We start from the raw sequence: 19,051 nt of genomic DNA on the forward strand, positions 1-19,051 counted from the left end.
CACCTGTGGAAAACCGTTGTGACCGGCATGATGAATCCCGTGCAGAGCAGCGGCAGCGGTCTCAGGCGGGTCCCCGTCCAGCAGCGCAGCGCCGAACGCCTCGCCCGCATCCTCGACGTGGCGGCGGCGGTCCTCGACGAGGGCGGTTACGAGGAGCTGAGCACCCGGGCCGTGGCCGCCCGCGCCGGGGTCCCGATCGGTTCGGTCTACCGCTTCTTCTCCAACAAGCGCGCGATGGCCGACGCGCTGGCCCGCCGCAACCTGGAGAAGTACCTCGCCGGTGTCACCGCGCGCCTCGCCGCCGCCGGTCCTGTCGCCGGTCCTGTCGCCGGCACTGGCACCGGCACCGGCACCGGCACTGGCACCGGTACCGGTACCGGCGACTGGCGCCGCCTGATCGACGTGGTCGTCGACCACTACGTCGCCATGCGCCGCACGGTCCCCGGCTTCGCGCTCGTCAGTTTCGCCGGACCCGCCCCGGGCGCCGCCGCCAACGACGAGGCCAACCACCAACTCGCCGACGGCCTGCGCTCGCTGCTCGCGGGGCGGCTCGGTGTCACGGCGGGCGAGGAGCGGCTGCGCACCGCCTTCGTGGTCGGAGTCGAGGCGGCCGACGCGCTGCTGAAGCTCGCCTTCCGTACCGAACCCGAGGGCGACGCCGTCCTCATCGCCGAGACCAAGGAACTGCTGCGGGCCTATCTGGCCCGTGTCCTGGACGCCTGAGAGCGCGTCGTACAGGCCCGGATCGCGGGTTCCCCACCTCACATGCCTACCGGTCGGTATGGTGTGTCCGACGAGGATGTCTCCGGTCTCCCGGGAGGGCCCGATGGCCAGCAGCCGTACCGCTCTGCGCATCTGTCCGCTGTGCGAGGCCACCTGCGGCCTGACGCTGACGATCGAGGACGACCGCGTCACCCGCGCCCGCGGCGACCGCGACGACGTCTTCAGCGCGGGCTTCATCTGTCCCAAAGGCGCCTCCTTCGGCGAGCTCGACGGCGACCCCGACCGGCTGACCGCACCGCTCGTGCGCCGCGACGGCCGCCTCGTCGAGGCGACCTGGACCGAGGCGTGGGAGGCGGTCGCCGCGGGACTCGGCCGCGTGCTCGCCGAGCACGGCGCCGCCGCCTCCGCCGTCTACCTCGGCAACCCCAACGTGCACACCGTCGCGGGCGGCCTCTACCCGCCGATGGTCGTCCGCGCGCTCGGCACCCGCAACGTCTTCTCGGCCAGCACCCTGGACCAGATGCCCAAGCAGGCCGCCTGCGGCCACCTGTACGGCGACGCGCTGGCCGTCCCGGTCCCCGACCTGGACCGCACCGACCACCTGGTCGTCATCGGCGGCAACCCCCTGGTCTCCAACGGCAGCCTCGCCACCGCCGCCGACTTCCCCGGCAAGCTCAAGGCGCTGCGCCGGCGCGGCGGCAGGCTGACCGTCATCGACCCCAAGCGCACCCGTACCGCCGAACTCGCCGACCGGCACCTCGCCCCGCGCCCCGGCACCGACGCCGCCCTGCTCTTCGCCCTCGTGCACGTGCTCTTCGACGAGGACCTGACCGACCTCGGCTCGCTCGCCGGCCACGTCACCGGGGTCGAGGAGGTCCGCGCGTCGGCCCGCGACTTCAGCCCCGAGACCGTCGCCGCGCACTGCGACGTCCCCGCCGAGGAGATCCGCGCCCTCGCCCGCGAGCTCGCCGCCGCCCCGACGGCCGCCGTCTACGGGCGCCTGGGGAGCACCGCCGTCCGCTTCGGCACCGTCGCCAGCTGGCTGATCGACGTCCTCAACATCCTCACCGGCAACCTCGACCGCCCCGGCGGTGCGATGTTCCCGCTGCCGCCCACCTCCCCGGCGCCGCGCCCGCCCCGTCCCGGCCGCGGGTTCACGACCGGCCGCTGGCACAGCCGGGTCACCGGCCACCCCGAGGTCGCCTCCGAGCTGCCCGCCGCCGCGCTCGCCGAGGAGATCGACACCCCCGGTGAGGGACGCGTGCGCGCCCTGGTCACCGTCGCCGGCAACCCCGTGCTGTCCGCCCCTGACGGTGAACGCCTGGACCGGGCCCTGGCCGGGCTGGACTTCATGGTCAGCGTGGATCCGTACCTGAACGAGACCACCCGCCACGCCCATGTCGTCCTGCCCCCGCCCCCGCCCTCGCGCAGCGCGCACTACGACTTCGCCTTCACCCACTTCTCCGTGCGCAACAACGCCCGCTACAGTCCGCCGCCGGTGGCGCTGGAGGACGGCCGCCCGGACGAGGCGGAGATCCTGGCCCGCCTGACCCTCGTCATAGGCGGCCTCGGGGCGGACGCGGACCCCGCCCTCGTCGACGAGCAGGCGATCGCGCACCGCCTCGGCAAGGAGACCGCCGACCCGCACTCGCCCGTCCACGGGCGCGTTCCCGCCGAGATGGCCGCGCAGTTGACCGGCCGCACCGGTTACGAGCGGCGGCTCGACATGATGCTGCGCCTCGGCCCCTACGGCGAGGGCTTCGGCGCCGACCCGCAGGGCCTCACGCTCCAGCGGCTGCTGGAGCGGCCGCACGGCGTCGACCTCGGCCCGCTGCGGCCGCGCGTCCCGGAGATCCTGCGCACCGCCTCCGGCACGATCGAGCTGGCGCCCGCCGCCGTCACGGCGGACGTCCCCCGGCTGCTGGAGTCGGTCGCAGGGCGCGCGGGGGACGGCCTGGTCCTCATCGGCCGCCGCCACCTGCGTTCCAACAACAGCTGGATGCACAACGTGCCCGCGCTGACCGGCGGCACCAACCGCTGCACGCTCCAGGTCCACCCGCAGGACGCCGCCCGGCTCGGCCTCACCGACGCGACCGCCGCCCGGATCAAGGGCGACGGCGGCGAGATCGAGGCGCCCGTGGAGGTCACGGACGCGATGCGCCCCGGCGTGGTGAGCCTGCCGCACGGCTGGGGTCACGACCGGGACGGCACTCGGCTCACGGTCGCCGTACGTACCCCCGGGGCCAATCTCAACCAGCTGCTCGACGGCAGCCTCCTCGACCCGCTGTCGGGTACGGCCGTGCTCAACGGCTTCCCTGTGCAGGTCACCCCCGCGTGATCCACTGCACGGGGTGCCGCCCTGGCACCAGAAAACTATCGGCGCTAGTTTGGGCGGGCCAAGGCAATGCCGCCCGGGAGGACAACGGATGATGCCGCACGACGGGATGTACATCGACGGCGACTGGCGGCCCGCCGCCGGCACGGAGACGATCGCCGTCGTCAACCCCGCCGACGAGCAGGTGTTCGCCACCGTGCCCGCCGGCACCGAGGCCGACGTGGACGCCGCGGTGCGCGCCGCCCGCGCCGCCTTCCCCGGCTGGGCCGCCACGGCCCCCGCCGACCGGGCGGCCCGCATCGCCGCGCTGCGCGACGTGCTCGCCGCCCGCCGCGAAGAGATCGCCGAGACCGTCGCCGCCGAACTGGGCGCGCCCCTGGCCTTCGCCCAGGCCGTCCACGCCGACCTCCCCATCACGGTCGCCGGCTCGTACGCCGAACTCGCCGCGAGCCATGCCTTCGAGGAGCGGATCGGCAACTCCACCGTCTTCCACGAGCCGGTCGGCGTCGTCGGCGCGATCACTCCCTGGAACTACCCGCTGCACCAGATCGTCGCCAAGGTCGCCCCCGCCCTCGCCGCCGGCTGCGCCGTCGTGCTCAAGCCCGCCGAGGACACGCCGCTGGTCGCCCAGCTCTTCGCCGAGGCCGTCCACGAAGCGGGCCTGCCCGCAGGAGTGTTCAACCTCGTCACCGGCCTCGGCCCGGTCGCCGGGCAGGCACTCGCCGCGCACCCGGGCGTCGACCTGGTCTCCTTCACCGGCTCCACCGCCGTCGGCAAGCAGATCGCCGCCACCGCCGGTGCCGCCGTCAAGCGGGTCGCCCTGGAACTCGGCGGCAAGTCCGCCAACGTCATCCTCCCGACCGCCGACCTCGCCAAGGCCGTCAACGTCGGCGTCGCCAACGTCATGTCCAACACCGGTCAGACGTGCAGCGCCTGGACCCGCATGCTGGTCCACCGCGACCGCTACGACGAGGCCGTCGCCCTCGCCGCGGCCGCCGCCGCGAAGTACGTCCCCGGTGAGCGCATCGGCCCCGTCGTCAACGCCAAGCAGCAGGCCCGGGTCCGCGGCTACATCGAGAAGGGCCTCGCCGAGGGCGCACGCCTCGTCGCCGGCGGCCCGGACGCGCCCCGCCCGCTGGGCTACTGGGTCAGCCCCACGATCTTCGCCGACGTGCGCCCCGGCATGACCATCGCGCAGGAGGAGATCTTCGGCCCGGTCCTGTCGATCCTGGCGTACGACGACGAGGACGACGCCCTCCGTATCGCCAACGGCACCGTCTACGGCCTCGCGGGCGCGGTGTGGGCGGGCGACGACGCCGAGGCCGTCGCCTTCGCCCGGCGCATGGACACCGGTCAGGTCGACATCAACGGCGGCCGCTTCAACCCGCTTGCCCCGTTCGGCGGTTACAAGCAGTCCGGCGTCGGCCGTGAACTCGGCCCGCACGGCCTGGCCGAGTACCTCCAGACCAAGTCCCTCCAGTTCTGACCCTTTCCGCCGTCCAGCACCTCCGAACCCCTGAGCGCAGGAGAAAACACCGTGGTCCGCGCCGCCGTCCTGTCAGCCGTCAACGCGCCCCTGGCCATCGCCGACATCGAGCTGCCCGCACCCGGCCCCGGCCAGGTCCGGGTGCGCCTCGCGGCGGCCGGCGTGTGCCACTCCGACCTCTCGCTGTCCAACGGAACGCTCCGGCAGCCCGTGCCCGCCGTCCTCGGCCACGAGGGCGCGGGCACGGTCGTCTCCGTCGGCGACGGCGTCACCGGGCTCGCCCCAGGCGACCGCGTGGTCCTCAACTGGGCGCCCTCCTGCGGTGCCTGCCACTACTGCGCCCTGGGCGAGCCATGGCTCTGCGCCAACGCGGGCGCGGCGGCCGCCGCACCCTACGCCAAGCGCGCCGCCGGGGGCGACGAGCTCTACCCGGGCCTGGGCACCGCCGCCTTCGCCGAGGAGACCGTGGTCCCGGCCACCGCCGTCCTCCCGCTGCCCGACGGCGTCCCGCTCACCGAGGCCGCCCTCCTGGGCTGCGCCGTGCTCACCGGCTACGGCGCCGTCCACCACTCCGCCGGCGTGCGTTCCGGCGAGTCCGTCGTCGTCTTCGGTGTCGGCGGAGTCGGCCTCGCCGTCCTCCAGGCGGCCCGCATCGCCGGCGCGGGGACGATCCTGGCCGTCGACGTCTCCCCGGCCAAGGAGGATCTGGCGCGGGCCGCCGGTGCCACCGAGTTCCTGGTCGCCGGCGACGACATCGCCAAGCGTGTCCGCGCCCTGACCGGTGGGCACGGCGCGGACGTCGCCATCGAGTGCGTGGGCCGCGCGGAGACCATCCGTGCCGCCTGGTCCTCCACGCGGCGGGGCGGCCGCACGACGGTCGTCGGCATCGGCGGCAAGGAGGACGTGGTCTCCTTCTCCGCCCTGGAGCTCTTCCACTTCGGCCGCACGCTGTCGGGCTGCGTCTACGGCAACAGCGACCCCGCCCGCGACCTGCCGGTCCTCGCCGAGCACATTCGGGCCGGACGCCTGGACCTGTCCGCCATGGTCACCGAGCGCATCGCCCTGGAGGGCATTCCCGGCGCCTTCGACGCGATGCTCGCGGGCCGCGGCGGCCGCGCCCTGGTGGTCTTCTGAGACCTGCTCACCCAGGGTTCACGGTCACCGTCATGTACCTCTCGCCCGGCTCGGGCGGCCGCGTCCACGACCGGGTGACGAACGTGTGCAGATGTCCCCTGGTGATGGCGAAGCGCGGCAGCGTCACCCCGAACTCGGCGGCGATCGCCCGCAGAGCGCGCAGTTCACCCTCCCTGGGAAAGTCGTCCGGTGAGAAGAGATCGCGCGGGTCGAGGGCCGGCGGCAGGCTGCCGCTCCGCCGGACCTCGGCGCCGCGGACGGTGAACGCGTACCGCTCCTCGCCGTTCTCGGCGACCGACAAGTGGAAGACGTCGGTTGACGGTCTGTGCGGCCTCTCGGGCGCGCACCAGACCACGACCGCGCGCCCTGATCCGGACGCGGCGGCCGCGGGAGAGACGAACCGCCGCTCGCTGAAGGGATTCGGCCGCCCGTCGAAGGCGAAGCTCCAGCCCTTCCCGGCGCTGCCGACGGCGACCCGTGCCCTGTCGTCGTACGACGAGTACGCGCGGGGGTCCCCCGGGCGGGGTCTCGGTGGCCGGAGCACCATGGAAGCCTCGTCGGCTTCCGCTCCCAGGCATGCGGGCAACCCGTCCGGAGTCACCCCCTCCACGAGGACGAAGCGGTACCCGAGGTGGGACGGCCCGGAGGCGATCCAGGCCAGCCCGCCCGGATCGGCGTCGGGCGTCGGGGCCGGTGCCACACCCGTCTCGCCTGCCCGCGGCGTCGCCAGCAACTCCAGTCCGCGGTCGGGGGTGATCAGCGGCCCGAGGACCGGGTCCGCCAGCAGACCCAGCGGCGCGAGCAGATCCGGACCCGACGGCTCCCAGGCCGGCAGCGCCGCGCGCAATGTGCGCCAGGCGGCATCGGTTCCGCCCCACCGCGCCTGCTCGCGCGCCCGGTCGACGGCCTCCCCGAAGGCGCCCGGTGCCGTGTACCGGTAGGTGCCCTCCCGCATCCGCCGCAGCAACTCCTCGCCCAGGGCGCGGACCTCGCCGGAAGCATCCCGCACGAGGAACTCCCACGAGGTCTCGTCACGTCTGTTCCGAACGTGCTCGGCGGCCAGCACTGGCAACAGCTCCGGCGCGTACACAGGGTCGAGGGCGTGCCCTGCGAAGTCGGCCCTGTCCGTCGGGCTCCGCAGTCGCCGTATCTGATCGCCCAGGGCCTTCGCCCGCGGTCGGCCGAACCTCTCGGCGTCCGTGAGCACGGTCTCGGCCGGCTCGTACCGCCCGGCCAGCGCGTCACGCCGGGCGCCCTCCACGACGACGTCCAGTGCCCGCGTCGTCGCGTTGGCGAACTCCCGTCCGCCGCGGGTAGCCCGGCCCGCGGTCAGCTGATGGAACTCGTGGTACATGTCCTGCATGAACGCCTGGAAGGACGCGTACCGGCGCGGCGGTGCTGCGGCCCAGCTCCGGTAGCTGTACAGAGCCCACTCGCCCTCGGTGTCGACGTCGAGCGGGTCCAGCAGCACATAGGCCAGGTCGGACTCCACGTCGAGCCGGAGGGCCCGGGTCCACATCCCGGCCTCCTTGACCGCCTGCGGAGAGGGGTCGGGGCCGATGGCCTCCTGCCAGATCCCGGCGAGGCCGGCCGTGTCCTGGTGCCAGTGAGCCGTCTCCGTACCCGCGAGCAACCAGACGAACCCGCCGGCATGCCGCCATCCGTCCGTCACCTCAAGGAACGCCCGGTAGGACGGGGGCAGTCGGTGGCCCAGCCGCTGTTCGGCCTTCGCGATGCGCTCCGTGTCCGCCGGGGCGAAGCCCAGCCAGCGGTCGCGCAGGGCCCGGGCGTCGCTCTCGGAGCAGGAGTCTTCCGGGTCCTGGGCGTCGGCCCATTCCTCGCTCCACCGCACGAGGAAGGAGCGCCAGTCGAAGGTCGTGTCCGTCATGGGCCGATCGTCGCACCCGCCACCGACAGCCGGACTCCGCAGCTCAGTGCGGCAGCGCGGCGAACTGCATCGCCAGCCCGTCCACCAGGGCCCGCAGTCCCGCCTCGAACGCGCCCTCGTCCACCCTCTGCTGACGCTCGGCCAGCAGGTGCGCCTGCCCGAGGTGCGGGTAGTCCGCCGGGTCGTACGCCGTCGGGTCGTCGACGAACCCCCGCGCGAACGACCCCAGCGCCGATCCCGCCACGAAGTACCGCATGAGCGCGCCCACCCGGGTCGCGTGGGCCGGCGGCCATCCGGCGGCCGTCATGCCGCCGAAGACGGCGTCGGCCATGCGGAGGCCCGCGGGGCGGCGGCCGGGTCCCTGGGCGAGGAACGGCACGATGTGGGGGTGCGCGGCAAGGGCGGCGCGGTAGGACCGGGCCCAGGCCACGAGCGCGTCGGGCCAGTCGCGGCCGTCCTCGAACATGGCGAGGTCGACCTCCGCGACGACGGCGTCGGCGACCGCGTCCAGGATCTCGTCCTTCGTCGGGAAGTGGTTGTACAGGCTCGGCCCGCTCACGCCCAGCTCCGCGGCGAGCCGCCGGGTCGAGACGGCCGCCAGGCCCTCCGCGTCCACCAGCGCGAGCGCCGCGGCGACGATGCGCTCGCGGCTGAGCAGGGGCTTGCGGGGGCGGGCCATGCGGCACATAGTAGGGGCTGCGAGCAAGAAACTAGCACTGCTAATTAACGAGTGGATCACCACCGAGGTGTGTCGTGAATCTTGAGCTGTCCGAGGAGCAGGCCGCGGTCCGCCGCCTGGCCGCAGACTTCACCGAGCGCGAGATCGCGCCGCACGCGACGGCCTGGGACCGCGCCGAGAGCGTGGACCGCGGCATCGTGAAGAAACTGGGCGCGGTGGGCTTCCTCGGCCTGACCGTTCCGGAGGAGTACGGCGGCTCGGGCGGCGACCACCTCGCGTACTGCCTGGTCACCGAGGAACTGGGCCGCGGCGACTCCTCGGTGCGCGGCATCGTCTCGGTCTCCCTCGGCCTGGTGGCGAAGTCCGTCGCCCACTGGGGCAGCGAGGAGCAGAAGCGTGCCTGGCTGCCCCGTCTGACCTCGGGGGAGGCCGTGGGCTGTTTCGGCCTCACGGAGCCCGGCACCGGCTCCGACGCCGCCCACCTCACCACCCGGGCCAGGCGCGACGGCGGTGACTGGGTGATCAACGGCACCAAGATGTTCATCACCAACGGCACCTGGGCCGACGTCGTCCTGCTCTTCGCCCGCACCAATGACACCCCGGGCCACAAGGGCGTCAGCGCTTTCCTTGTGCCCACCGACACCCCTGGCCTCGGCCGCCGCGAGATCCACGGCAAGCTCGGCCTGCGCGGCCAGGCGACCGCGGAGCTGGTGCTGGAGGACGTGCGGGTACCGGACGCCGCGATGATCGCGCCCGAGGGCAAGGGCTTCTCGGTGGCGATGTCGGCGCTGGCCAAGGGCCGGATGTCGGTGGCCGCCGGCTGTGTGGGCATCGCCCAGGCGGCTCTGGACGCCGCCGTGGGCTACGCCAAGGAGCGCGAGCAGTTCGGCCGGCCCATCGCCGCGCATCAGCTGGTGCAGGAGCTGATCGCCGACATCGCCCTCGACGTGGACGCCGCCCGCCTGCTGACCTGGCGTGTCGCCGACCTCATCGACCGCGGGCAGCCCTTCGCGACGGAGTCGTCCAAGGCCAAGCTCTTCGCCAGCGAGGCGGCCGTGCGCTGCGCCAACAACGCGCTCCAGGTGTTCGGCGGCTACGGCTACATCGACGAGTACCCGGTCGGCAAGCTGGTCCGCGACGCCCGGGTGATGACCCTCTACGAGGGCACGAGCCAGATCCAGAAGCTGCTCATCGGCCGCGACCTGACCGGCGTCTCGGCCTTCTGACGGGCCCGGCCGGCCGGCCCTCCCCGTTCGACCGACCGTCCGGTATCTAAGCGCTTGCTCAGTGGGCATGTAGGGTGTCCGCCATGGACGTGGAGGCGGAGCAGTCGGAGCGGACCGAGGCGTGGACCGGCATCACCCCCGATGCCGCCCGGCGGCTGGTGATCGCCGCGGTCGAGGCGTTCGCGGAGCGCGGCTACCACGCGACGACCACGCGGGACATCGCCGGCCGCGCCGGCATGAGCCCGGCGGCGCTCTACATCCACTACAAGACCAAGGAAGAGCTGCTCTACCAGATCAGCGTGGTCGGCCACCGGCTCTCGCGCGGGCTGCTCCAGGACGCCGCGGACGGCGAGGGCTCCCCGTCCGGGCGCCTGGCCGAGGCCGTGCGCGCGTTCGTCCGCTGGCACGCCGAGCACCACACCACCGGCCGCGTCGTGCAGTACGAGTTGGGCGCCCTCGGTCCCGAGCACTACGCCGAGATCGTGGAGCTGCGCCGGCAGAGCGAGGCGGCGGTCCGCTCGATCCTGCGCGACGGCGTGCGGACGGGGGAGTTCGACGTTCCCGACGTCTCGGGCACCACCGTCGCGCTGCTGTCGCTGTGCATCGACGTGGCCCGCTGGTTCAATCCGGACGGGCGGCGCACGCCGGACGAGATCGGCGCGCTCTACGCCGATCTGGCCCTGCGCATGGCCGGGTACGGCCCGGCCGGCTCCGGCAGGGGATGACCCGCTCCGCGTGACGGCGGACGCCGGGGCGGCCGGGAAGGGTCAGAGGTAGAAGCGGACGACCGTCTCGGCGACGCAGACCGGCTTGTCGCCGCCCTCGCGTTCGACGGTGATGCGGACGACGAGCTGCGCCCCGCCCGGCACTTCGGTGACCTCGGCCACCTGGCCGGTGGCGCGCAGCCGCGAACCCACCGGCACGGGTGAGGGGAAGCGCACCTTGTTGACGCCGTAGTTGACGCCCATCGTCACGCCCTCGACGCGCATCAGTTCGGGGGTGAAGGAGGGGATCAGCGACAGCGTCAGGTAGCCGTGCGCGATGGTGGTGCCGAAGGGGCCCTGGGCCGCCTTCTCCGGATCCACGTGGATCCACTGGTGATCGCCGGTGGCGTCCGCGAAGAGGTCGATCCGCTTCTGGTCGACCTCCAGCCACTCCGTGGTGCCGAGTTCCTCCCCGACGGCGGTCTTCAGTTCGTCCACCGAGGTGAAGATCCTGGGCTGTCCCATGTGATGCCTCCCGTACTGTCCAAGCGCTTGCTCAGCATGCTGCGAGGGGCGGATACCTGTCAACGCCCCGTCCTCCGGCGCGTATCGCGAAGCACAAGTCTGGTTTGTGGCTATCTTGCATAGCCATATGCCACGAATGTGGCGTTATGGCGATGGAGGAGGCGGCAGTGGCCGAGGCCCGGACGGAGACCAGCCCGCACGACTGGGACACGACGGAGGTCCGGTACGGCAGCGGGCCGTCCGTCCCCGGCGGCCGCCGCGTCCTGCTGCGCCCGTCCACCTGGCCGCAGGCCTGGGTCGCGCTCGGTGCCTACTGGCTCTCCAGCCGGGTGGTCATGCTCGCCCTGCTGCGGGCCGGCCACGGCGACATCGCCCGTGAGGTCTACCACCTCTACCAGCACTGGAGTCACGGCTTCGAACGCGGAACGTACCCGGTCCGCGACGTCACATGGCAGTACCCGCCCGGCGCGGCCCTGGTGATGCTGTTGCCCGCGCTGCTGCCGGGCCTCAGCTATCTCCAGGGCTTCGTCCTGCTCTCGCTCCTCGCTGACGCGCTCGTCCTCACCGCCCTCCTGCGGGCCGGGTGGAACCGGCCGGGCCGCAGCATCGCCGGGGCCTGGATGTGGGTCCTGGGGCTGCCCCTGCTGATGCATCTGCCCTACTCCCGTTACGACCTGATGGTCACCGCCGTCGCCGTGTGCGCCCTGCTCGCGGTGCCCGCGCGGCCCCGGCTGGGCGGCGCCCTCGTGGGGCTCGCCGCCATGATCAAGCTCTGGCCCGCGATCACCGTCCTCGGCACACCGCGCGGCCGCACGACCCGCCAGGCCTGGACCGCGCTCGGCATGTCGGCGGCCGCGCTGCTCGCGGTGCTGACCGTGTTCTTCCGCGGTGCCACCGGCTTCGTCGACGCGCAGCACCACCGCGGGGTCGAGGTCGAATCGCTCGGCGGCACCTTCCTGCATGTCGCGGGGCTGCTCGGCTGGTCCGGCCGGGTGCGGGCGCACTACGGCTCCATGGAGTTCATCGGCCCGTACGTCAACTGGGTGGCCACCACATCGCTCCTGCTCACCGGCGCCGCCCTGGTGTGGCTGCTGCTGTGGCGGCTGCGGGCGGCCCGCTGGACTCCGGCCACCCCCTACGACGCCGCGCTGACCGCCGTGCTGCTCTTCACCGTCACCAGCCGCGTCATCAGCCCGCAGTACCTGATCTGGCTGATCGGCCTCGCCGCCGTCTGCCTGACGATGCGCCAGACGACGCAGCGACCGGTGACCGTTCTGCTGCTGGTCGCCACCGCCGTCACCACCGTGGACTACCCGTTGTTCTTCGAGGAGGTCGTCAGCAACTCCTGGCAGGGCACCACGGTCGTCGCGATCCGCAACGCCCTGCTCGTCGGCGCGGCCGCGGTGTCCTGCACCCGGCTGTGGCGGTCGAGCGTCCCACGCCGCAAAAAGCTCACGACGCTCTCGTAGAGTCGGGGAATGACCGCCCTTCCCACCGGACAACGCGAACTGACCGTCGGCCAGCTCAGCGCACGCAGCGGCGCGGCGGTCTCGGCACTCCACTTCTACGAGGCCAAGGGCCTGATCCGCAGCAGCCGCACCGCGGGCAACCAGCGCCGCTACACCCGCGACGCGCTGCGCCGGGTCGCCTTCATCCGGGCCTCCCAGCGGGTCGGCATACCCCTCGCGGCGATCCGCGACGCCCTGGACGGCCTGCCCGCGGGACGCACCCCCGACCGCGCCGACTGGGCACGGCTGTCCGCGGGCTGGCGGTCCGAACTCGACGCGCGCATCGAGCAACTCACCCGCCTGCGCGACAGCCTCGACGACTGCATCGGCTGCGGCTGCCTCTCCCTGGACCGCTGCGCCCTGTCCAACCCGGGCGACGTGCTCGGCGACCAAGGGCCGGGCGCGCGACGGCTGCTCACCGGGCAGCAACCGCCGCGCACCCCAGCCGCTACCAGAGCGCCGGCCTGCGCGCGGCCCATGGACGGGCCGCCTCCAGCTGCGCCGACAGCGAGATGAGCGTCGCCTCGTCCCCGTAACGGCCGCCGAACATCACCCCGATCGGCAGACCCTCCTCGGTCCAGTGCAGCGGCACGTTCACCGCCGGCTGGCCCGTGGCGTTGAAGATCGGCGTGAACGGCGTGAAGGCCGCCAGCCCCGCGAACTCCGCGGCAGGGTCCGCGTCCTGGCGCAGCCCCGCCGGGCCCACCGGAGCCGGCGGCTGCGCCAGCGTCGGGGTCAGCACCAGGTCGTACGAGGACAGCAGCGCGTCAGCGATCAACTGACCCAGCGCGCGGAACGCGTACAGCGACGCCGCGAAGTCCGGCCCCGAGACCTTCGCGCCCTCGGCGCGCAGGTGCCGGGTGAGCGGCATCAGCAGCTCCTCCTGCTCCGGCGCGACCGGGTAGACGGTGGCCATCACGCCCCACACGCGGGTGAAGGCGTCCCGGATCGCGTCGTCGACGGGCAGTTCCACCTCGTCGACCTGGTGGCCCAGCCCGCGCAGCAGCTCCGCCGTGCCGTCGTACGCCGCACGGCAGTCGGGGTGCAGTTCGACCCCCGGCACGGGCGGCCGCGGCAGCCCCACCACGCGCAGCGGCCCCGGTTCCCGGGCGGCGTACGAGGCGAACGTCTCGCCCGGCGGCAGCGACGGCGCGCCGTACGGGTCGCCGGGCATCCCGCCCGCGAGCACGTCCAGCAGCGCCGCGGCGTCGGCGACCGTGCGCGCGAGCGGACCGCTCGTGCTCAGCCCGCTGACGTCGTGCTGCACCGGCCCGGGGCTGACCCGCCCGCGGCTCGGCTTGATGCCGAACAGACCGCAGACGGAAGCGGGGATACGGATGGAACCGCCGCCGTCGCTGCCCTGGGCGATCGGCGCCAGCCCCGCGGAGACGGCGGCCGCCGCGCCACCGCTGGAGCCCCCGGCGGACCGCGCCAGGTCCCACGGGGTGCGCGCGGGCGGGACCAGTTCGTTCTCGGTGTAGCAGGGCAGCCCGAACTCCGGGGTGTTGGTCTTGCCCAGCAGGACCGTTCCCGCGGCACGCAGTCTCGCCGCCACGTGGTCGTCGACGTCCGGAACGTGGTCGGCGTAGACCCGCGAGCCGAGCGTGCAGCGCACGCCCGCCACGAAGTTGAGGTCCTTCACGGGGACGGGCACGCCGTGCAGCGGCGACAGTCGCTCCCGGCGGTCCTCCCGACGGGCCGCCAGCGCCTTGGACTCGGCGTCGGCGGCCTGCTTGCGGGCGATTTCGGGGGTGACGGTGATGTAGGCGCCGACGGTGTCGTTGAGGCGGTCGACGCGGGCCAGGTAGTGGTCGGTGAGTTCCACCGGGGACACGTCGCCGGCCCTGATCGCGGCGGCTTGCTCCAGTGCGGTCAGATCGTGCAGTTCGGCCATGCCGGTACCGTCCTGTCCACGTCGGTCGTGGCTGCATCGTCGCACCGCGCGATCCCGTGTGCCAGCCCTCCCCCAACCTTCGGCCGGGGGTGCCCCCAGCCCCGTGAAGTCAGGGCGCCCCGACGCGCGTTCAGGTGGGTGCCGGGTTCGGGGCCTCCGGGGCTGGCCATTCTGGACAGCACATTTAGGTGCCTCAGGGCCTTCACATTGCGCACCGGGGTTGTGCACCCAAATATGCTCCAGTGTCCAGAACGCCCACCCCTACGACCCCGCCCCCTCCGTTGTGTTCGCGCCTGATCCCCGGTGGGGGGTGGGGGCGGCGCCGTGCCTGGGGCCGCCGTTGGCGCAGCGCCAACGGCGCGGGAGCCCCTCGACAGACCGGACCCCGTCCACTCCGCGGCCGACGACCGCAGCCCGCACCGCGGGGCCGTCACCTGCGTCGGGCCGCGGCATCCATCGCAGCGTCGGGGATCGACCCATGTGGCCGGCAAGGTCGACCACCGCCGCCACGCCGCAGCTCAGCGCCTCTGGGTGATCATTCCCGCAACCCGACTGCGCTGCGTCGACGATGATGCGAGCCACGACCGCCCTCCCCACTCCCCATCGGGCGTCCGGCGTCGCCACACGCGGCGGAAGGGGACGGCAGCCTCATGGGCTTACGGCCGGCTGCACGCCTCGACCGCCACTGCGGGGCCGCGTCCAGGCAACCGCGGCCACCCCGGAGCGGCTCAACACTCCCCATCGGGCGTCCGGCGCCGCCACACACGGCGGAAGGGGATGGCAACCTCATGGGCTTACGGCCGGCTGCACGCCTCGACCGCCACTGCGGGGCCGCGTCCAGGCAACCGCGGCCACCCCGGAGCGGCTCAACACTCCCCATCGGGCGTCCGGCGTCGCCACACGCGGCGGAAGGGGACGGCAGCCTCATGGGCTTACGGCCGGCTGCACGCCCCGACCGCCACTGCGGGGCCGCGTCCAGGCAACCGCGGCCACCCCGGACCGCCTCCACACCCCCCACCGGGGATCAGGCGCGAACACAACGGAGGGGGCGGGGTCGTAGGGGTGGGCGTTCTGGACACTGGAGCATATTTGGGTGCACAACCCGGGGTAATCAAAGCAGGCGCCTGAGGCACCTAAATGTGCTGTCCAGAATGGCCGGCCCCGGAGGCCCCGAACCCGGCACCCACAACAACGGGCGCCGGGGTGCCCGGACTTCACGGGGCTGGGGGCACCCCCGGCCGAAGGTTGGGGGAGGGCGGGCGGGCGGGGAAAAAAACCCGGTGCAGCGAAGCGCAGCGCACCTCAGCCGACGGCAACGAGCAACCCCCGAGCCGCCGCGACAGCGGCCCCCGTGAGGACGGGGAGCGGCACCACGATCCCGCAGTGGGCGCACACCGGCCCCGCGCCGGGGTAGTGGTTGAGGCGGTCGCGCCACAGGAGCCGTTCCCGCGCGCAGACGGGGCAGGCGCGCCCCGCTCCCGCGTCGATCGCCGTGATGATGCGGCGCAGGACATCCGCGAGCCGGTCGGAGGGGTGGGTGAGCGGATCGTCGCACCAGGCGACCCCGTTGCCGCCCCAGGTGCGCCGGTGCCAGTCGTCGAGGGCGCCGGGCTGCCGTATGCCGGAGAACTTCTCCGCCTTGCGGCGGGCGGCGAACTCCCGCTCGTACGCGAGCCAGACGGTCCGTGCCTCCTCCAGTTCCGCGAGAGCGGACAGCAGGCGGGCGGGGTCGGGTTCGCGGTCCTGGGGGGCGAACCCGGCGCGGGCGCTGAGGTGGTCCCAGGTGGCCCGGTGGCCGTACGGCGCGAAGCGCTCCAGGCATCGCCGCAGGTAGGTGCGGCGTTGGGTGGGGGACCACTGCGGGTCGCGCACCTGTCTCGCGAGACTTCGGAATCCGGCCATGGCATGCCACCTCCGTCATCGGGTTCGCATCGCTGTCGAATGGACGTAACGGACGGCGATCCGGATCCATCCCCGGGGCGGTGAATTCCAGCCGATCTCGCGTGCTCAAAAACGTGACGCATGTTCATCTTACTCGTGGGTCAACTTCGAAGTAATCTGCGTCACACCGGCCTTCGGGAGGAGCGGTCATGCGCGCACAGATTGACAGGTTCAGGTCAAGACTGAAAACGAGTGCCGCCGCTGCGGTGCTCGCTCTGGGGGCGAGTCTCCTCGCGCCTCTCCCCCTGGCGGCCCCCGCGGCGGCCGCCACCCCCAATGACTACTGCCAGGGGCAGTGTTCCGACATCCTGCCGCCGGGGGAGAACGGCAACGCCACTCTCGCCCAGGTCCTGCTCAACCAGATCTTCGGCACCCAGCCCGACCACGCGGAGGACCAGCTCGGCCCCTACGCCAACCTGGCCACCGGGTACCAGAGCCTGACGAACGTCACGATCGGAAACTTCTTCAACGACGCGTCCTTCGGCGTCCCCTCGGGCCAGGTGGCGTCCACCGTCTCGCCCCGCGGCGACGTGACGATCACGCGCGACAAGAAGACCGGCGTCCCGCACATCTCCGGGACGACGCGCTACGGCACGGAGTTCGGCGCCGGGTACGCGGCGGCGCAGGACCGCCTGTGGATGATGGACCTGTTCCGGCACGTCGGCCGGGGGCAGTTGACCTCCTTCGCCGGCGGCGCCCTCGCCAACCAGGGCCTCGAGCAGCAGTTCTGGCGGGCCGCCCCCTACACCGAGGCCGATCTGCAGACCCAGATCGACTGGATCGGCTCCCACAACGGCGCCCGCGGCCAGCAGGCGTACGCCGACGTCACCGCGTACGTCGACGGCGTCAACGCCTACATCGCCGCCTCCGACAGCGGCCGCTACTTCCCCGGCGAGTACGTGCTGACCGGCCACAAGGACGCGATCACCAACGCCGGCACCATCGAGAAGTTCAAGCCCACCGACCTGGTGGCGCTCGCCGCCGTCATCGGCGCCCTGTTCGGCACGGGCGGGGGCGGCGAGGTGAGCAACGCGCTGTCGCTGCTGGCGGCCCAGGAGAAGTACGGCGTCGTGGAGGGCACCAAGGTCTGGGAGTCCTTCCGCGAGCGCGACGACCCCGAGGCGGCCCTCACCGTCCACGACGGCGAGAGCTTCCCGTACGCCGTGCGCCCCGACACCCCGCGCGGCACGGCGATGCCCGACGCCGGCTCGGTGACCGAGGAGCCGCTGGTCTACGACCGCACCGGCACCGGCGCGACCGCCAAGGCCGCCGCCGCGTCCAAGAGCGCGGCACACACGTCCCTGTCGGCCAACACCAGGGGGATGTCCAACGCCCTGCTCGTCAGCGGCGCGCACACCGCGAGCGGCCACCCGGTCGCCGTCTTCGGCCCGCAGACCGGCTACTTCGCGCCGCAGCTGCTCATGCTCCAGGAGATCCAGGGCCCCGGGATCAGCGCCCGAGGCGCCTCCTTCGCGGGGCTGAGCATGTACGTGGAGCTGGGCCGCGGCCCGGACTTCGCGTGGAGCGCGACGACCTCCGCCCAGGACATCACGGACACCTACGCCGTCGAGCTGTGCCAGGACGACGTCCACTACCTCTACCACGGCACCTGCACGCCCATGGAGAAGCTGGAACGCAGCAACTCCTGGACGCCGACCACCGCCGACGGCACGGCCGCGGGCTCGTACCGGATGCAGGTCTACCGGACCAAGTACGGCACCGTGGAGTACCGCGGGACCGTCGACGGCAAGAAGGTGGCGTTCACCGGCCTGCGCAGCTCCTACATGCACGAGGCCGACTCGGTGGTGGGCTTCCAGATGCTCAACGACCCGTCCGCGGTGACCGGTCCCGCCTCCTTCGAGGAGGCCGTGCAGCACATCAACTACACCTTCAACTGGTTCTACGCCGACTCCCAGCACACGGCGTACTACAACAGCGGCGACAACCCCGTCCGCCAGGCCGGTGTCGACGCGACGTTCCCGGTGCGCGCCGAGACCGCGTACGAGTGGCAGGGCTTCGACCCGGTGCACAACACCGCCGACTACACGCCGCCCGCCGAGCACCCGCAGTCCGTCGACCAGGACTACTACGTGTCCTGGAACAACCGGCAGGCCAAGGGGTACGACGCGGCCGGCTTCGGCAACGGCTCCGTGCACCGCGGGGACCTGCTCGACGACCGGGTGAAGCAACTCGTCGCCGCGGGCGGCGTCACCCGGTCGCAGCTCATCCGGGCGATGGCCGACGCCTCCCTCACCGATCTGCGCGGCGAGGACGTGCTGCCGAACCTGCTGAAGGTGATCCGCAGTACTGCCGTCTCCGACCCCGCCGCCGCCGCGGCCGTCACGAAGCTGGGTGACTGGGTCACCGCGGGCGCCAAGCGCAAGGAGACGTCGGCGGGTTCGCACACCTACGCCAATGCCGACGCGGTGCGCATCATGGACGCGTGGTGGCCGCTGCTGGTCAAAGCCGAGTTCGAACCGGGCCTCGGCACCGGGCTGTACACGGCGCTCACCGGCAACCTGACCGTCGACGAGTCCCCTTCGGCGGGGCACGGCCCGACCGGTGCGCACGCCGGAAGCGCCTTCCAGTACGGCTGGTGGTCCTATGTCGACAAGGACATCCGTGCGGTCCTCGGTGAGCCTGTTCAGGGCGGCCTGGCCAGGAACTACTGCGGCGGCGGCTCGCTGAGCGCGTGCCGGGACCTCCTGATCGCCACTTTGAAGCAGGCCGCGGCGACGACCGCCGCCCGGGTCTACCCGGGCGACGAGAACTGCTCGGCCGGCGACCAGTGGTGTGCCGACACCGTGATCCAGCGGCCCCTCGGCGGCATCAAGCACGGCAAGATCAGCTGGCAGAACCGCCCGACCTACCAGCAGGTCGTGGAGTTCGCGTCGCACCGCTGAAGCGTCGCGACCACCCGCACGCGATCCGGGGCCCGGCCGTCACGGCCGGGCCCCGGCCCGCTCCGTGCCGCGTGGCACTCCGGCCCGTGTGACCTTCCCTCTATG

14 protein-coding genes are annotated in these 19,051 nt (G+C 72.9%); 9 read left to right on the plus strand and 5 right to left on the minus strand.

Going from position 1 to position 19,051, the window contains the following annotated elements; all coding sequences use genetic code 11:
* The first annotated feature begins 30 nt into the window (after window positions 1-30).
* The 4 genes from RV983_RS28355 to RV983_RS28370 all read left to right on the plus strand — a co-directional run bounded on the left by RV983_RS28355 (window position 31) and on the right by RV983_RS28370 (window position 5,678).
* Window positions 31-723 (plus strand): TetR/AcrR family transcriptional regulator, encoded by a 693-nt coding sequence (locus RV983_RS28355; RefSeq protein WP_475990485.1) that lies wholly within the window; start codon window positions 31-33, stop codon window positions 721-723.
* A 103-nt stretch (window positions 724-826) separates the two neighbouring features.
* Window positions 827-3,061, plus strand: coding sequence for a molybdopterin oxidoreductase family protein (locus RV983_RS28360; RefSeq protein ID WP_475988552.1), 2,235 nt, complete (start codon window positions 827-829; stop codon window positions 3,059-3,061).
* Window positions 3,062-3,149: 88 nt separating this feature from the next.
* Window positions 3,150-4,544: an aldehyde dehydrogenase family protein gene (locus RV983_RS28365; RefSeq protein WP_475988553.1), complete on the plus strand. Its 1,395-nt coding sequence runs from the start codon at window positions 3,150-3,152 to the stop codon at window positions 4,542-4,544.
* A 51-nt stretch (window positions 4,545-4,595) separates the two neighbouring features.
* Window positions 4,596-5,678: a Zn-dependent alcohol dehydrogenase gene (locus RV983_RS28370; RefSeq protein ID WP_475988554.1), complete on the plus strand. Its 1,083-nt coding sequence runs from the start codon at window positions 4,596-4,598 to the stop codon at window positions 5,676-5,678.
* Between the two features lie 7 nt (window positions 5,679-5,685).
* On the opposite strand, the gene RV983_RS28375 is transcribed toward RV983_RS28370, so the two are convergent.
* Complete coding sequence (locus RV983_RS28375) at window positions 5,686-7,566, minus strand: SMI1/KNR4 family protein (RefSeq protein WP_475988555.1); 1,881 nt, start codon at window positions 7,564-7,566, stop codon at window positions 5,686-5,688.
* A gap of 43 nt (window positions 7,567-7,609) precedes the next feature.
* The gene (locus tag RV983_RS28380; protein ID WP_475988556.1) at window positions 7,610-8,245 is read right to left on the minus strand and encodes a TetR/AcrR family transcriptional regulator; all 636 of its coding nucleotides are present in this window, start codon (window positions 8,243-8,245) and stop codon (window positions 7,610-7,612) included.
* A gap of 74 nt (window positions 8,246-8,319) precedes the next feature.
* Here RV983_RS28380 and RV983_RS28385 point away from each other — a divergent pair, with 74 nt between their 5' ends.
* Window positions 8,320-9,471 carry an acyl-CoA dehydrogenase family protein gene (locus RV983_RS28385; protein ID WP_475988557.1) on the plus strand — a complete coding sequence of 384 codons (1,152 nt, stop codon included), beginning with the start codon at window positions 8,320-8,322 and terminating at the stop codon, window positions 9,469-9,471.
* Between the two features lie 83 nt (window positions 9,472-9,554).
* A complete protein-coding gene (locus RV983_RS28390) occupies window positions 9,555-10,196 on the plus strand; it encodes a TetR/AcrR family transcriptional regulator (protein ID WP_475988558.1) in 642 nt (213 codons plus the stop codon).
* A 42-nt stretch (window positions 10,197-10,238) separates the two neighbouring features.
* On the opposite strand, the gene RV983_RS28395 is transcribed toward RV983_RS28390, so the two are convergent.
* The gene (locus RV983_RS28395; RefSeq protein ID WP_475988559.1) at window positions 10,239-10,700 is read right to left on the minus strand and encodes a MaoC family dehydratase; all 462 of its coding nucleotides are present in this window, start codon (window positions 10,698-10,700) and stop codon (window positions 10,239-10,241) included.
* Window positions 10,701-10,846: 146 nt separating this feature from the next.
* On the opposite strand from RV983_RS28395, the gene RV983_RS28400 reads away from it, so the two are divergent.
* Window positions 10,847-12,169 carry a glycosyltransferase 87 family protein gene (locus RV983_RS28400; RefSeq protein ID WP_475988560.1) on the plus strand — a complete coding sequence of 441 codons (1,323 nt, stop codon included), beginning with the start codon at window positions 10,847-10,849 and terminating at the stop codon, window positions 12,167-12,169.
* Between the two features lie 9 nt (window positions 12,170-12,178).
* Window positions 12,179-12,724 (plus strand): redox-sensitive transcriptional activator SoxR, encoded by a 546-nt coding sequence (gene soxR, locus RV983_RS28405; protein ID WP_475988561.1) that lies wholly within the window; start codon window positions 12,179-12,181, stop codon window positions 12,722-12,724.
* Here soxR and RV983_RS28410 read toward each other — a convergent pair.
* Both RV983_RS28410 and RV983_RS28415 read right to left on the minus strand, forming a co-directional pair.
* Window positions 12,657-14,102, minus strand: a complete 1,446-nt coding sequence (locus RV983_RS28410; RefSeq protein ID WP_475988562.1) for an amidase — start codon at window positions 14,100-14,102, stop codon at window positions 12,657-12,659. The genes soxR and RV983_RS28410 overlap by 68 nt on opposite strands.
* A 1,302-nt stretch (window positions 14,103-15,404) precedes the next feature.
* Window positions 15,405-16,004, minus strand: a complete 600-nt coding sequence (locus RV983_RS28415; RefSeq protein ID WP_475988563.1) for a hypothetical protein — start codon at window positions 16,002-16,004, stop codon at window positions 15,405-15,407.
* 188 nt (window positions 16,005-16,192) lie between these two features.
* Here RV983_RS28415 and RV983_RS28420 point away from each other — a divergent pair, with 188 nt between their 5' ends.
* Entirely contained in the window at window positions 16,193-18,946 is a 2,754-nt protein-coding gene (locus RV983_RS28420) for a penicillin acylase family protein (RefSeq protein WP_475988564.1), read from the plus strand.
* The last annotated feature ends 105 nt before the right edge of the window (window positions 18,947-19,051 follow it).

The organism is Streptomyces sp. RLA123 (assembly GCF_056270165.1).

Bases quoted from the DNA above. Each gene is read 5' to 3' on its own strand.
- RV983_RS28415 (WP_475988563.1), bottom strand. From the start codon at position 16,004: ATGGCCGGATTCCGAAGTCTCGCGAGACAGGTGCGCGACCCGCAGTGG.
- soxR (WP_475988561.1), top strand. From the start codon at position 12,179: ATGACCGCCCTTCCCACCGGACAACGCGAACTGACCGTCGGCCAGCTC.
- RV983_RS28400 (WP_475988560.1), top strand. From the start codon at position 10,847: ATGGCGATGGAGGAGGCGGCAGTGGCCGAGGCCCGGACGGAGACCAGC.
- RV983_RS28390 (WP_475988558.1), top strand. From the start codon at position 9,555: ATGGACGTGGAGGCGGAGCAGTCGGAGCGGACCGAGGCGTGGACCGGC.
- RV983_RS28360 (WP_475988552.1), top strand. From the start codon at position 827: ATGGCCAGCAGCCGTACCGCTCTGCGCATCTGTCCGCTGTGCGAGGCC.
- RV983_RS28365 (WP_475988553.1), top strand. From the start codon at position 3,150: ATGATGCCGCACGACGGGATGTACATCGACGGCGACTGGCGGCCCGCC.
- RV983_RS28395 (WP_475988559.1), bottom strand. From the start codon at position 10,700: ATGGGACAGCCCAGGATCTTCACCTCGGTGGACGAACTGAAGACCGCC.
- RV983_RS28410 (WP_475988562.1), bottom strand. From the start codon at position 14,102: ATGGCCGAACTGCACGATCTGACCGCACTGGAGCAAGCCGCCGCGATC.
- RV983_RS28380 (WP_475988556.1), bottom strand. From the start codon at position 8,245: ATGGCCCGCCCCCGCAAGCCCCTGCTCAGCCGCGAGCGCATCGTCGCC.
- RV983_RS28375 (WP_475988555.1), bottom strand. From the start codon at position 7,566: ATGACGGACACGACCTTCGACTGGCGCTCCTTCCTCGTGCGGTGGAGC.
- RV983_RS28420 (WP_475988564.1), top strand. From the start codon at position 16,193: ATGCGCGCACAGATTGACAGGTTCAGGTCAAGACTGAAAACGAGTGCC.
- RV983_RS28355 (WP_475990485.1), top strand. From the start codon at position 31: ATGAATCCCGTGCAGAGCAGCGGCAGCGGTCTCAGGCGGGTCCCCGTC.